At 67.3% G+C, this 13,766-nt stretch carries 14 protein-coding genes, 1 pseudogene and 1 riboswitch; of the genes and pseudogenes, 2 read left to right on the top strand and 13 right to left on the bottom strand.

The window, feature by feature from the left end:
• Positions 1-24 precede the first annotated feature (24 nt).
• From cobO to EPD82_RS08850, 11 genes are read right to left on the bottom strand one after another with little or no spacing between them, the layout of a single operon-like run.
• On the bottom strand, positions 25-627 hold the full coding sequence (cobO, locus tag EPD82_RS08900; RefSeq protein ID WP_088178259.1) for a cob(I)yrinic acid a,c-diamide adenosyltransferase: 603 nt from the start codon (positions 625-627) through the stop codon (positions 25-27).
• A complete protein-coding gene (cobJ, locus tag EPD82_RS08895; protein ID WP_072247910.1) occupies positions 620-1,579 on the bottom strand; it encodes a precorrin-3B C(17)-methyltransferase in 960 nt (319 codons plus the stop codon). The genes cobO and cobJ overlap by 8 nt, the downstream gene beginning before the upstream one ends.
• Positions 1,576-1,968 carry a cobalamin biosynthesis protein gene (locus EPD82_RS08890; protein WP_055423037.1) on the bottom strand — a complete coding sequence of 131 codons (393 nt, stop codon included), beginning with the start codon at positions 1,966-1,968 and terminating at the stop codon, positions 1,576-1,578. Before EPD82_RS08890 ends, cobJ begins: the two co-directional genes overlap by 4 nt.
• A complete protein-coding gene (locus EPD82_RS08885) occupies positions 1,965-2,705 on the bottom strand; it encodes a cobalamin biosynthesis central domain-containing protein (RefSeq protein ID WP_055423038.1) in 741 nt (246 codons plus the stop codon). The genes EPD82_RS08890 and EPD82_RS08885 overlap by 4 nt, the downstream gene beginning before the upstream one ends.
• Positions 2,702-3,463, bottom strand: coding sequence for a precorrin-2 C(20)-methyltransferase (cobI, locus tag EPD82_RS08880; protein WP_141056450.1), 762 nt, complete (start codon positions 3,461-3,463; stop codon positions 2,702-2,704). Before cobI ends, EPD82_RS08885 begins: the two co-directional genes overlap by 4 nt.
• Entirely contained in the window at positions 3,460-4,743 is a 1,284-nt protein-coding gene (locus tag EPD82_RS08875; protein ID WP_055423040.1) for a bifunctional cobalt-precorrin-7 (C(5))-methyltransferase/cobalt-precorrin-6B (C(15))-methyltransferase, read from the bottom strand. Before EPD82_RS08875 ends, cobI begins: the two co-directional genes overlap by 4 nt.
• Entirely contained in the window at positions 4,730-5,863 is a 1,134-nt protein-coding gene (locus tag EPD82_RS08870; RefSeq protein ID WP_141056449.1) for a cobalt-precorrin-5B (C(1))-methyltransferase, read from the bottom strand. Before EPD82_RS08870 ends, EPD82_RS08875 begins: the two co-directional genes overlap by 14 nt.
• Positions 5,860-6,519, bottom strand: a complete 660-nt coding sequence (locus EPD82_RS08865; protein WP_198288989.1) for a precorrin-8X methylmutase — start codon at positions 6,517-6,519, stop codon at positions 5,860-5,862. Before EPD82_RS08865 ends, EPD82_RS08870 begins: the two co-directional genes overlap by 4 nt.
• Before the next feature lie 11 nt (positions 6,520-6,530).
• Positions 6,531-7,361: a sirohydrochlorin chelatase gene (locus EPD82_RS08860; protein WP_141056448.1), complete on the bottom strand. Its 831-nt coding sequence runs from the start codon at positions 7,359-7,361 to the stop codon at positions 6,531-6,533.
• On the bottom strand, positions 7,358-8,152 hold the full coding sequence (gene cobM / locus EPD82_RS08855) for a precorrin-4 C(11)-methyltransferase (RefSeq protein ID WP_141056447.1): 795 nt from the start codon (positions 8,150-8,152) through the stop codon (positions 7,358-7,360). The genes EPD82_RS08860 and cobM overlap by 4 nt, the downstream gene beginning before the upstream one ends.
• A complete protein-coding gene (locus EPD82_RS08850) occupies positions 8,152-8,832 on the bottom strand; it encodes an energy-coupling factor ABC transporter permease (RefSeq protein WP_055423045.1) in 681 nt (226 codons plus the stop codon). The genes cobM and EPD82_RS08850 overlap by 1 nt, the downstream gene beginning before the upstream one ends.
• Before the next feature lie 124 nt (positions 8,833-8,956).
• A riboswitch (cobalamin riboswitch) is annotated at positions 8,957-9,170 on the bottom strand.
• Between the two features lie 818 nt (positions 9,171-9,988).
• Between EPD82_RS08850 and EPD82_RS11940 the strand changes: the two genes are divergently transcribed.
• Both EPD82_RS11940 and EPD82_RS12075 read left to right on the top strand, forming a co-directional pair.
• Positions 9,989-10,447 carry an AtaL-like protein gene (locus tag EPD82_RS11940; protein WP_170210815.1) on the top strand — a complete coding sequence of 153 codons (459 nt, stop codon included), beginning with the start codon at positions 9,989-9,991 and terminating at the stop codon, positions 10,445-10,447.
• Positions 10,444-11,274, top strand: a pseudogene (locus tag EPD82_RS12075) (recombination-associated protein RdgC); the annotation flags it as partial. The gene EPD82_RS11940 and the pseudogene EPD82_RS12075, both read left to right, overlap by 4 nt.
• Here EPD82_RS12075 and EPD82_RS12195 read toward each other — a convergent pair.
• The gene (locus EPD82_RS12195; RefSeq protein ID WP_141056444.1) at positions 11,274-11,729 is read right to left on the bottom strand and encodes a DUF1850 domain-containing protein; all 456 of its coding nucleotides are present in this window, start codon (positions 11,727-11,729) and stop codon (positions 11,274-11,276) included. The pseudogene EPD82_RS12075 and the gene EPD82_RS12195 overlap by 1 nt on opposite strands.
• A complete protein-coding gene (locus EPD82_RS08830) occupies positions 11,726-13,765 on the bottom strand; it encodes a TRAP transporter permease (RefSeq protein WP_141056443.1) in 2,040 nt (679 codons plus the stop codon). Before EPD82_RS08830 ends, EPD82_RS12195 begins: the two co-directional genes overlap by 4 nt.
• Between the last annotated feature and the right edge of the window lies 1 nt (position 13,766).

Genomic DNA, 13,766 nt, shown 5'->3' with positions numbered 1-13,766 from the left:
AGTAACCTTTGCGCACGCTTTGCCTCACCATTCGATCCCCGGCATGGCTTTCACTCCCGCCTGGAAAGCGTGCTTGACGAGCCCCATTTCGGTGACGGTGTCGGCGGCATCGACCAGTGCCGCCGGTGCGGCGCGCCCGGTGACGATGAGGTGTTGGTGCAAGGGACGCGCGCGAAACACCGCCAGCGCTTCTTCCAGGTCGAGCCAGCGGTACTTGAAGGCGTAGGTGAGCTCGTCGAGGATCACGAGCGCCACGCCGGGGTCGGCAAGCGCGGCGCGGGCCGTTTCCCAGGCGGCGCGGGCGGCGGCTGCGTCGCGCGCCGGGTCCTGCGTCTCCCAGGTGAATCCCTCGCCCATCACGTACCAGCGCACCGCCGGATGGCGGCGGAAGAAGGCTTCCTCGCCGGTGTCGGAGCGACTCTTGACGAACTGTACGACGACGGCGTTCATCCCGTGCCCCAGGGCGCGGGCGAGCATACCGAACGCAGCGCTCGATTTTCCCTTGCCGTTGCCGGTGTGGAGCAGAAAGACTCCGCGCTCGAGCGAGGCCCGGGCGATGCGCTCCTCGATCACCGCTTTTTTTCGCTGCATGCGGGCGCGATGGCGCGCTGTGTCTTCTTCAGTCATCGGCATCTTCCTCGGCGAGCAGGGCGGCGAGATAGTCTTCCGGCAGGGCGTAGCGCCGTGCGAGGCTCGCCGGACTCTCGCCGCTTGCGCGGATCTCGCGCAGCCAGCCTTCGAGGCCGCTCGAGAGGGAACGGCCGGCCTGCTCGCCGTCGCGCGCCTGGCGTTCGCCTTCTTCCAGGACGTATTTCTCGCCATAGCCGCGCGGCGTCACCATCAGGCCGTGGCGCACGAAGGTGCGGGAATTGCCCACCAGCACCGTCGAGAGCATGCCGATCTCGGCCTCGGCCATGCGCTCGAGCGTCGTCAGTTCGATGCGCTGTTTCGGCCGGTAGGCGGATTTGACGATGGCCACCGGCGTATCGGGCGCGCGGTGGCGCAGCAGCAGCCGCTGCGCTTCGACGATGTGCCGCGTGCGCCGTCCGCTCTTGGGATTATAGAGGGCGACGACGAAATCGGCGGCGGCAGCAGCCTCGAGCCGCCGGGCGATCACCGGCCAGGGGGTAAGCAGGTCGGAGAGCGAAATGGCACAGAAATCGTGCGTGAGCGGCGCACCCACCAGGGCGGCGCAGGCGTTGATGGCCGAGGCGCCCGGGACGATCTCCACCGCCACGTCGCCCTCGGGCTGCCAACCGGCGGCGAAGAGCACTTCGAAAGTCGGCCCGGCCATGCCGTAGACCCCGGCATCGCCCGACGAGATGAGCGCCACCGTCTTGCCCTGGCGGGCACGCTCGAGCGCCTCCACCGCCCGGTCGAGCTCCTCGGTCATCGACTTGCGGATCACCTCCTTGCCTTCGAGGAGCGGCGCCACCAGGCGGACGTAGGTGACGTAGCCGATCACGGTGTCGGCCTCGGCGATGGCCTGCCGCGCTCGGGCGCTCATGTGCGCCTCGCTGCCCGGTCCGATGCCCACCAGGAAGATTTTGCCGCGGGCGGCGGCCTCGGTTCGGTTCATGACATCCTCGCGATCGAGACGGTGGCGTTGCGGCCGTCGGGGCCGCGATAGCGGTGTTTCTCCACGATCAAGGCTTCCATGCCGACGCCGGCGGCGAGCAGCGCCGCGGCTTCGGCCACCGAGGGTGTGCCGGTGTGGCGGCGCACGACTTCGGAAGGATGCGGCACCGGCACTGCCGCCAGTTCCTCGGGGGAATAGAAGCGGATCTCGCAGGGCAGCCGCGCGGCGAGGGCGAGCAGCCCCGGTTCGTCGGCCTTGAGGGTGATGCTGGCAAGGAGAACGATCGCCTCGGACGAAAGGCCAGCTTCTGCAAGCGCCTGCGAAAGCGCCGCCTCCAGCGTGGCGAGCGAGGTACCGCGATCGCAGCCGATTCCCACGGCAACTTTCATGATTCCTCCGGCGGACGATAGATCACACGCCGCCCGGCCCACCGAGGGTGATCCTCGGCGCGCCCTTCGCGGGTGATCCACAGCAGGGCAGCATATCGGTTCGGATCGGCCTCCTCCAGCCGATCGAGCCTGACGAGGTTCTCCGGCAGCGGGCCGCTGCGCCCGTTGGCGTGGCCGCGCCACCAGTCGGTACTACCCGCTTCCTGCACCAAGGCCACCGGCTCGTCGTTGACCACGGCGGCGCTGCAGTGCACGATCTCGTCGTGGCTCGCCTCGAAGCGCCAGCCAAGCTCGCGCCCGAGCAGATCGACGCACAGGGTTTCGCGGGAATCCGATGCCGTGGTGAGCACGGCCGTAGCCCCCAGCGCGAGCGCCAGATGCCCGGCGAGCGCATTCGCCCCGCCCAGATGCCCCGAGAGCACGGGAATGACGAAACGCCCCGCCTCGTCGAGCACCACCACTGCCGGATCCTGCTCCTTGTTGCGCAGGTGCGGCGCGATGAGCCGCACCACCGCCCCGAGCGAGACGACGGCCACGATCGCATCGAACGCGGCAAAGAGCGCCGGGATCTGCTCGGCCGTCTTGCCCTCGTAACACTGCGCCCTGCCTGGAGCAACCTGCTGCGCCAGTTCGGCGAATTTGGCCGGCGCGAAGACGCGAGCGCCGGGCAGCGCCGCCGCCACCCTGCCCGCCAGCGCGAGGCCGTGTCTGGTGATCGCCACCACCGCACATTTCATGACGGCACTCCCTGCGGCTTCTTGCGGCAACCGCGCCGCAATTCGCCGCGCGGCAGACCCTGCTGCCGCACGATCATCAGCGAGAGGTAATTCACTTTTTCTCCCGTGAGCATGGTCACGTCCCGAATGAGGCGCTGCTCGGGCGCGCCAACTTTCTCGCAAAAAAACGTCTGCTCGAGCAGGCCGCGGCGCGCAAGCAGCGCCAAAATCTCGTCGAGCAGGGGCTTGACCTTGAGCAGCACCACGGTGTCGAACGCGTCGAGCAGATGCTCGATCATCCCGACGCCGTAGGCGGCCGGAATCACCGCCATGCGGTCATCCTCCTCGGCGAGCGGCACGCCGGCCACGGCCGCTGCGGCGACGAAAGAGGGCACGCCGGGGAGGGTTTCGATCGTGCACTCCGGCGCGAGCGCTTTCACGGTACGGGCCAGATGCCCGAAAGTGGCGAACGTGGAGGCGTCGCCTTCTACCAGAAAGACGAACTCGGACGTCTCCCTCGCCAGATCGATCACCTGTTGCGCCGCCCGCTGCCAGGCGCGCTCCAGCACGTCCGCCTGGCGCGTCATGGGAAAGACGAGGGGCACGGCGTCTTCGGGCACGGCAAGGCCCGCGCGGCGTGCAATGTCGAGGGCGTAGGAATCGCCGCCGCTTCGCTTCACCGGATAGAGCCAGCGCGCGCCGCTCGTGAGCGCCTCCCAGGCGCGCCGGGTGATGAGGCCCGGATCGCCTGGACCGAGCGAAACACCGGTGAGCTTCATCCCCCCTCCTTGGCCACGGTCACGATCCACACCGGGTTTTGCGCCGCGAGCCGGTGCATGTCGAGGATGGGCTTGCTGCGGCTTGCCTGCAGCTGCACCACCTCCCAGGGAAAACCCGAGGAACGCACCGCCGCCGTGGCGGCGGCAAGATTCTCCAGAGTCACGAAATTCATCACCAGGCGGCCGCCGTCCTTGAGCCGTGCGAGGGAAAGCGCGATCAGCTCGGGCAGCTCTCCGCCCGATCCGCCGATGAATACCGCATCGGGATCGGGCCAGTCCGCCAGAGCTTCCGGCGCGCGGCCTTCGATCAGCCTGTAGTTGGCCACGCGCAGGCGGCGGGCATTCTCGCGGGCGTTGTCCGCCTCGGCCGCGTTCTTCTCGATCGCCCAGACCTCCCCCTCGGGGCACAGACGGGCACACTCCAACCCCACCGAACCGGACCCCGCACCGATGTCCCAGACGCAAGCTTCGGGCCGCAACCGGAGTTTCGCCAGCGACAGCGCCCGCGCTTCCTGCTTGGTGAGCAAGCCCTTCTCGGGGGCCCGCTGGGCGTATTCCTCGTCTTCCAGGCCGAAACGCGGCAGCCTCTCCTCTTCGCGTTCGATGAGCACCACGTTGGGATCGGGAAATTCCCTTTCCGCCGCTTCTGCCAGCGAGAGCGGCCCGAAGAGCGCCTCGTCGGCAAGCAGCAAGCGGCTCGCCACGCGCAACTTGACTTCTTCGCCATAGCCGCAGGCGATGAGTGCCCGCGCGATGCGCGAAGGATCGTTCTCCGCGCTGGTGAAGACCGCCACGCGCCGGGACTGGGCCACGGCGCGCAGAACCGGCGACAGCGGATGCCCGGGGCCCGCCGAGAGCGACCACTCGCCCGCGTCGCGCGCATGGCAACTGGCGATGCGCACCTCCTGCCACGGCAGCTTCCAGCGCGCGAAAGCGAGCTGCAGCGTCGAGACGGCTGGCAACACCGCCACCCGCGCTTCCCCCAGGCGGGCGATCAGCCAAGAGGCAAGGCCGTGGCACAGCGGATCGCCCGTGGCGAGCACCGCCACTTTCCGCCCCCTGCCGAGCGCCTCTTCCACCCAGCGCGGCACTTCGGTCAGGGCGCCGTCGAGTGCGCGCCATTCGCGGCCTTCCGGCAGGTGCGGGCGCATGAGGGCGAGGGTGCGCTCCGCGCCGATCACGAGTTCGGCCTCGTGCAGGCAGCGGCGGGACTCCTCTCCCAGACCTTTCCAGCCGTCGTCGAGGATGCCGATCACGGCACAACGTTCAGGGACATTCATCTTCTTCCACCCGGCAGATCGCCTGCCCTTCGAAATCGCACACCAGCACCGTGAGGCGGTATTCGCCCGGATGATCCGCCTTCAGACGGCGGATGGCGCGCTGGGCCACGGCGCGGTGAAATGGCACCGCCAGACCCAGCTCGGCCAGCCGTTCGGCGCCAAAACGCGCCGTCTCGGCAGCGCGGATCTCTTCCACCACCGCCTCGGGCGCGCCCACCTCGCGCGCGGCCTCGGCGAGCAGATCGCGGTCGACCTCGGCCTTCCATGCGTGCGTCACCGCCAGACCCTGACACATCTTGGTGAGCTTGCCGATCATCGCCCCCACGTAGATGTGGCGCACGCGCCGCGCGATCGCCGCGCGAAAGGCCGCCTTGACGAAGTCGCCCATCTGCACGAAAGCCGCTTCGGGCAGATGCGGCAACTGGCGCATGGCGAATTTCTCGGTGCGCCCGCCGGTGGTGAAGACCACGGCCTCGCAACCCTGCGCCACTGCCACGTCCACGGCCTGCACCACGCTCGCGCGAAACGCCGCCGTCGAATAGGGACGAACGATGCCGGTGGTGCCGAGAATGGAGATGCCGCCCAGGATCCCCAGGCGGGCGTTGAGCGTCTTCTTTGCCATCTCCTCGCCTCCGGGCACCGACACCCTCACCTCCAGCCCGTCGGTGCGCAAGAGCTCGCCCGCCGCCGCCTGCACGTTCTCGGTAATATTGCGCCGCGGCACCGGATTGATCGCCGGCCCACCCACTTCCAGCCCCAGCCCCGGCTTGGTCACCACGCCCACGCCTTCCCCGCCCCGCAGTTCGATCACGCCGGCGCGCCCGGGCAGGCGCCGCACCTCGACCGTCAGGTGCGCGCCGTGGGTGGCGTCGGGATCGTCGCCCGCGTCCTTCACCACCACCGCGCGGCACGCATCGGCATCGAGGAACCGGGCCTCATGCACGGGAAAGCGCACGATCTGCCCGTTGGGCAGGCGGCACTCGATCTCGCTGGGCGGCTCGCCCGTGACGAGCGCCATGGTCGCCGCCTTCGCCGCCGCCGCCGCACACGCCCCGGTGGTAAAGCCGGTGCGGTTGCCGCGCTTCTTCGGCACGCTCTTGCGGATCTTCTCCTCGCTCACTCCTTACCCTCTTCGGCGAGCGCGAGCAAGGCGTGCAGCGCCGCCACGGCGAGGGTGGATCCCCCCTTGCGCCCGCGAATGGCGATCCACGGCACTTCCTGCTGCGCCATGAGCCGCTCCTTGGATTCGGCGGCCGAGACGAACCCCACCGGCATACCCAGTACCAGTGCCGGCCGCACGCCCTCTTCCTCGATGAGTCGAACCACCTCGATCAGCGCGGTCGGGGCATTGCCGACGGCCACGATCGACCCTTCGAGCAAGCCCAGACGGTGCGCCTTGCGCATCGCCTCGATCGCCCGGGTTCCGCCATTCGCCTTCGCCGCCGCGATCACGTCCTCGTCGGAAATGAACTGATGCGCCTTCATGCCGAAGTGCGCCAAGCGCGGCCGCGACAGCCCCACGCAGATCATCTCCACGTCGGCCACCACCGGCGCGCCGCGCCGGATCGCCGCGATGCCCGCCTCGATCGCCCCGGGGTGAAAGAACGTCAGTCCGTTGAACTCGAAATCGGCGCTCGCGTGGATCATGCGCCGCACCACCGGCCACTGCGACGCCGAATAGGAATGCGCATCGCCCACTTCGGCGTCGATGAGGGCGAAAGAATCGTGCTCGATGGCGCGCCCCAAGGCCGTGAGCTGCTCCGTGATCGCTGTCATGCTTCTTTTCCTCATCCGTGATGATGCGCGTGAGCATGCTCGTGGGCCGCGGCGGCGCGGTATTTGCAGCCGTCGCACTCGAGCATCCCCTCTCGTCCTTCCTCCCCCACCCGTGCTTCCAGCAAGGCGACGAGGCGCTCGTCGAAGCCGAAATGGCGCGCCAGCGCGAACGCCACCCGGGGATACTGCCGCCGCAGGCGCTCCACCTGCGCCCCGATGCGCTCGATCAGCACCCCGGTGAAGAGATAGACGGGAACGATCGCGATCTGCATCATGCCGAGCCTCACTTGCCGCGCCACCACCGTCTCCAGCCGCGGCCAAGTGATACCGGTAAACGCCAGATCGACCAGCTCGTGGTCATTGGCCTCGAACACCCAGCGCGCCATTTTTGCGAGCTCGGCGTTCCCTCCCGGATCCGACGAACCGCGTCCGAGCAAAATCACGCCGGTGGTGGCCGGATCGGGCACGTCCAGTTCCCCCAGCGCCTCCTGCAGCCGCTGCTGGATGAGCGAAAAAAGCTCCGCTCCCATGCCCAGATGCCGGCGCGCCACGAAGCGCACCTGCGGGTGGCGCGCCCGCGCCCGCTCGATCGCCTCGGGAAGCTCCATCTTCACGTGCCCGGCCGCGTTGAGGATGAGCGGCAGCACCACCACCTCGCGCGCGCCTTCTGCCGCCCGATCGAGCCCTTCGTCGAGCAGGATTTCGGCATGCTCGATGAAGCACAGCTCGATGCGCCACTGCGGCCGCATCTGCCGCCAGCGCGCCACGAATTCCGCGGTCTCGGCGTTGCCCGACGTCTCGCGCGAGCCGTGCGCCACCACCAGCACCGTCCGTTCGTTCATGTGTCGCTTTCCTTCGTCTTCGCCCGCCGCCAGCGATGGGTAAAAGAGGGATCGTAGAGCTTGCTGCGCGCCAGTTTCGGCCACGACGCCGCCCCCAGGGTGGGGCCGACCACGATCATCGCCTGGCTCACGATCCCCGCCTCGCGGCACGCCCGGCGCAATTCGCCGAGCGTGGTGCGCACGATGCGCTCTTCGCCCGGCCAGCTTGCCTTGTGCACCACCAGCACCGGCGACTCTTCCGGCCAGCCGGCCGCGCGCAGCCCGCGCTCGACTTCGGCAAGGCGCGTGATCGAGAGAAAGAGGCAGATCGTGCTGCGGTGCGCCGCCAGCGCCTCCAGCTCCTCGCCCGGCGGCATGGGTGTGCGCCCGGCCACCCGGGTGAGGATCACCGTCTGCGTCACCTCGGGCAGAGTCATCGACTCGCCCGCGGCCGCCATCGCCGCCATCGCCGACGACACCCCCGGCACCACTTTCCAAGGAACGCCCGCCGCCGTGAGCGGCCGGGTGAGCTCGATGAGCGCCCCGTAGAGGGTAGGGTCGCCCGTCTGCAGGCGCACCACCGTCTCGTGCGCCTTCGCCGCGTCCACCAGCCACTCGGTCATCTCTTCGAGCGTCATGTCCTTGGAATCGCGGATGAGGCAGCCGCGCGGCGCATGGCGCGTCACCGCCGCATCCACCAGCGACCCGGCGAAGAGCACCGCCCCGGCACGCTCGAGCAGCCCCTTGCCCTTGACGGTGAGGAGCTCCGGATCGCCGGGGCCAGCCCCGACGAACCACACCGTTCCTGGCATCAGACCCGACCTGCGAAGAGGCGCCGCTGCAGCAACAGGGATTCCCCGCCGCCATGCCAAGCCTTGGCCGCCGCGAGCACCGCCAGGTCGATGAGCGGCTCGACGAGCACCACCGCGAGGTAGGCCGCGCCGAATGAAGCCACCTGGGCGAGATTCTCCGCGCCGATCCCCTGGCCGTAGAGCGCCCAGAACGCCACCCACGACACCACGCCCCCCTGATAGGCAAGCGACAGGCGCAGCACATCGCGATAGCGCAGATCGACGTAAGGAGTATGCGGCGGCACGATGCGCCGCGCCAGGAGCGCCGTGGCAAAGAGCGGCACGAGGAGCGTGGTCACGTTCATGCCGAACTGCGGCAGATCGGCCGGGGCGAAGAAGAGCCCTTGCATGAGCAAGCCTGCCGCCAGACCCAGAGCCGCCGCCGCGGGGCCGAAGAGCAGCAGTAGGGTGGAACCCAGGATGAGGTGGACCTCGGACACGCCCACCGGCTGGTGGGGCAGAACCTCGAAGAAACAGAACACGAGCAAGGACGCCACGAACGCGCGCAGCGCGAGCGCCGGCAAGCCGTCCTTTTTCACCACCTTGGCCGAGAGCAAGAACGCCGCCCCCAGGCTCGCGGCCGCGGTGGCATGACCCAGCAACAGTTTGGCGCCCGTGACGACGCCTGGTTCGATATGCATGACCCGTCTCCTTTGCGAACGTTTCGCCAAGACGAGCCGCACGAGGAGAAAGGGCCTACGGGAGAGGGGAAGAGGAAAAAAAACCGCCCCGGACCGTCAGCCAAACCCACACCCCGGGGCTCGCACCAACTACGCACTCCGGGCCGGTCTTCTGGCTCGCCGTCATCCGGTCCGCGCGCCTTCCCATGCCCTCGAAGGCACAGTGGCCGATGCGCTTCCCGTCAGGCTCACAGCAGCGGGGGCTGCGTCGGAATGGCGGGGCGATGCCCGCTTCACCGGCTTCCCGTTTCACCCGCTCCCAAGACATCGGAGCGAGCACCCGAAGCAAGGGCAAGATACACCGCCGCGGCGCGCGATGTCAACGCCATCCCTTCTTCTCCCCTCTTCCAGTCGATCGTGAAGAAACGCGGGCAAGTCCTTGAACGGATTCATCACGCTGCGCCCTTTTCACAGAATTATCCACAAGCCTACCCCCATCCCTGTCCGCGCTTTCCCTGTTCCCTTCCAAACGGTTCCAGACCGTGCATGAACACAGGGATTCTCCGGTAATCGTTTGTGGATCAATGAGAATATTTACCCGGCACTGGATTCCATCCCCAATTCCTCCACCGCCGCTCCCAGGTTTTTCCCGAAGTTTTCCCGACGGGGAAACGCTCAAATCCTGCGGAAGCTACAAAGTTATCCACAGATTTGGGATGAACGTTGTTTACATGGTTTTTTGTTTACTACTTCAAATTGTTTACCAACCCATGTCGCCGCAAATGACCATTCATACAGAAAGGTCTTTTTAAAGACCGTAAATTTTTTATGGTTTCTTGCTGTGGCAAACCCGCCACAGTGAACAAGGACGAGGGAAAGCGTGGGAAAGTTTGGGGAAAACTTGCCGTTTTTTCCGCATCGGAGAAAGCATTCGTCTACGCCGCACTGCTTGCAAGCCCATGCGCCCACGGGATCACCATCAAGGAAACTTCAATGTTATCAACGTGTTTCTTTGGTTTTCCACAGATCCTCCTCGAGCATAGTAAACACTAAAAGTTTTTATAAAAGATCTGTGTACAACTACCCATCGCTGCGGCTTCGCCCCACCGTCCCTTGCCCCTTGCCCTCGCCGTCCCTTCCCCCTAGACTTCGCTGCAGCCTTCGAGAGGACCTCGCCGTGCACTTCGAACACCGCCTTTTCTTCGCTCCGGAAGAAGCACTCGATGCCATCGAGGTCTGGCAGGGCCTGGCGACGCGCATCGAGCATCCGCAGGAATTCGTCCTGGGGCTGACCGGCTGCGACATCCTGGAGCGAGGCCCGGCGCACGTGCTGCGCCGGCTGCACTTTGGCCACGACAGCTACCGCGATCGTGTCGAGTGGGAAGAGGGAAAACGTCTGCGCTTCGTCGTTGAACCCCAGGACGGCCGGCCCGGCGGAACGCTGGAGATCTCGCTCATCATCGAAGGCGAACGCCTCGGGCTGAATTTCCGCTATGACACCACCCTGGACGAAGCGCTGCTTGCGCCCGACGGCCGGCCCGTGGCCGAGTGGCTTGCCCAGGCCTATGCTGCGGCCGATGCCGACACCATGGCGTGCATCGTCGCGATCGCGCGAAAGAAACGAGGAAAAGCATGATCGAATTCAAGAACCTGCGCCTCTACCGCTGGGATGGTCCGGAAGGGCGCACCTACTGGAACGAGCTCTTCCTCCGCAGTCCCTTCCTGCCGGTGGGGCCGCAGAACGAGACGAGCGAAGGCTGGGCGCCGCCCTTCGGCGACGACGAGGCCATAGCGGACATAGGGGGGCACTGGCTGGCGCATTGGGTGCGCGAGGAGCGTATCCTGCCGGCGAGCGTGGTCAAGGCCGAGGCCGAACAGCGCGCCGAGGCGATCGCCGAGGAGCGGGGCTATCCCCTCTCGCGCAAGGAACTGCGTGACCTGCGCGAGGCCATCCGCGCCGAATGGTTGCCGCGCGCCTTCACCCGGCGCCGGCGCGTGCCGGTGTGGATCGATCCGCGCGAAGGGTGGTTCGCCGTCGATGCCGGCAGCCTCGCCCTTGCCGAACGGGTGATCGACACCCTGCGCGCCAGCGCCGAACGTTTCCCCTTGAAGCCCTGGCGCACCCGGCTCGCGCCCGCCTCGGCGATGGCCGACTGGCTGCTCGCCGGCGAGGCACCCGGCCCCTTCTCGCTCGAAGACGAAGTGCAGCTCGAAGCGCAGGACGACAGCCGTGCGCTCGTGCGCTACGCGCGGCTTCCCCTGCAGGAGGAAAAAGTCGCCGCCGAGATCCGCGCCCACCTGGCGGCCGGCAAGCGCCCGACGCGGCTCGCGCTCGCCTATGCCGACCGGCTGAGTTTCGCGCTCACCGCCGATGGAGCGCTCAAACGCCTCGCGCGCACCGACGCGGAGGACGAGACGGCGGGCGAAGCGCGCGACGCCCGCGAGCGCTTCGAGGGGCGGTTCTACCTCTTCGCCGAAACGCTGCGCGCCATGCTGCCGGCGCTGTCGGCGGCGCGTGGAGGAGAGCCCGCCGAAGACGGCGAGCAGGGAAAGAGCTCGACTTCCCCGATCTCCGGCAAAGCCGGCAGCCAGGCATCGAGCGCATGACATCCCTCTTCGAGGCACAGGCGGTATTCCGGCGCAAAGGGCGAGTGCGTCAGATGCAAGGCAGGAAGGCGCAGATCCGCGTGATAGACCCACACGCCGTCCTCCAGCCTCGCCTGCGGCGGGGGCTCCATGCCGGCGCCCGAGCCGCGGATGCGCCCTTCGACGAAAACGAGCCGGGCCGGCACCCCCTCCTCGATGCGCCAGCGCTCTTCCCACGGCGTCTTCTCGATCGAATGCTGCCAGCTCAAGGTGAAGACGCCCACGGGCAGGAAGACCGTCGTTCCCAGCGCGCTCAGGCACAGACCGCTCATGTTGGCGCCGGGCTGCGACGATGACGCCAGACATGCCAGAAAAGGAAGGCAGCGCTGGCAAGGAACCCCAACTCGTCGGTGAGCGGTACGGCGGCAACGAGCAGGGCTGCGGCCACGAAAGCCCACAGCCGCTCTAACCAGGACATGGGACCGAGCCAGTAGCCGATCGCCGTGCAGCCCCACAGCCAGATGGCCAGCAGTGCCTTGAAGACGACGTAGGCCACCTCCAGCCATCCTGGATCGCCCTGCAGCATCAGCGCCGGGGCGTATACCGCCATGAAGGGGATGATGAAGCCGGCCACCGCCACGCGGATCGCCTGCAGGCTGATGGCCAGGCCCGAGGCCCCGGCGATGGGTGCAGCGGCGAAACAGGCCAGCGCCACCGGAGGCGTGAGATCGGCCATGATGCCGAAATAGAAGACGAACATGTGGCTGACGATGAGCGGCACACCCAGGTGCAACAGGGCCGGGGCGGCGAGCGAGCTGGTGATGATGTAGTTGGGAATCGTCGGGATACCCATGCCCAGCACCAGGCACACGAGCATGGTGAGCAGCAGCGACAGGAAGAGGCTGTGCTGCCCCACGGCGAGCACCGCGTTGGCAAAGCTCGAGGCCGCCCCGGTGAGCGTCATCACGCCGATGATGACGCCGACCTGGGCGCAGGCGATCCCCACCGGCAGCGCCTGCCGCGCCCCCTCGGCCAAGGCCGCGACCAGATCCGGCAGAGTAGGCCGGCTCTTCGGGAGGAATGCGCAGGCGAGCACCAGGACGGCGATGAGCACCAGCACCGGCGCGATCCCCCAGCGGAAGAAGGCGGCGCAGATCAGCCCCAGTACGATCCAGAAAAGGGTGCGAATCGCGCCCCTCAATGCCGCCTCCGACAGGCTCGCGCCCAGGATCAGCACCACGGTGAGTAGCAGGCCGACGAGGCCGGCGAAGAGCGGCGTGTAGCCGGAAAAGAGCAGATAGACCAGCACCGCCAGCGGCAGTACCAGATGCCAGCGCTCGCGCACCGCGCGCCACGGATTGGGCAGGCTCTCCTTGGGCATGCCGGTCAGGCCCAGTCGCCCTGCCTCCAGATGCACCACCCAAAACGCCGTCACGAAGTAGAGGATGGCCGGGATGAGCGCCGCGCGCGCCACTTCCACGTATTCCACCCCGATCGTCTCGGCCATGATGAAGGCCACCGCCCCCATCACCGGCGGCATGATCTGTCCGCCCATGCTGGCCGTGGCCTCCACCCCGCCGGCAAACTCGGCACGGTAGCCGAACTGCTTCATCAGACGGATGGTGAACTGGCCGGTCGTCACCACGTTGGCCACGCCGCTGCCGTTGATCGTCCCCATGAGGGCCGACGCGACCACCGCCACCTTCGCCGGCCCGCCTTGGGTGTGTCCGACGAGTCCCAGAGCGAAATCGGTGAAGAGCTTGAGCATGCCGGCGCGCTCGAGAAAAGCGCCGAAGAGGATGAAAAGGAAGATGTAGCTCGAACTGACGTAGATCGGAATGCCGTAGATGCCTTCGGTGCCGAAGGAGAGGTGCTCGATCACCTGCTCCCATGGGTAACCACGGTGATTCAAGGGCTCCGGTAGCCAGCGCCCATAGACCGCATAGAGCACGAGCACGCCGCAGATGAGCGGCAAGGCCCAGCCCATCATGCGCTGCGTGGCGAGGAAGACGAGCACCATGAGCGTGATGCCAATCCACAGATCGAGCGAGGTCGGCTCGCCCGAGCGCAGCATCAGTTCATGCTCGAACACCCACTGATAGGCGGCCACCCCCGCGGCGAGCAGCGCGCAGGCGAGGAACAGCAGCGGAACGAGCCTCTTGCCCTTGGCCAGACCGTCGCGCGCGAGGAAGCCGAAAGTGAGCGTGAGCAGAAAACCCACATGCACGGCGCGCGTGACCAGGGAAGAGAAAGGCGTGAAGGCCGCCGTGTAGAGTTGAAAAAGGGAGAAAGCCACCGCGATGAGAAAAAGCAGGCGTGAAGCAACCCCCCTCTCGTCTTCCGCCGCTTGGCCGACGCCTTCGTGCATG

The sequence above is a fragment of the Tepidiphilus succinatimandens genome (genome assembly GCF_006503695.1).
GTDB lineage: Bacteria > Pseudomonadota > Gammaproteobacteria > Burkholderiales > Rhodocyclaceae > Tepidiphilus > Tepidiphilus succinatimandens.
Note: the sequence above shows the minus strand (reverse complement) of the source record. Positions and strands in the feature narration are given on the sequence as shown.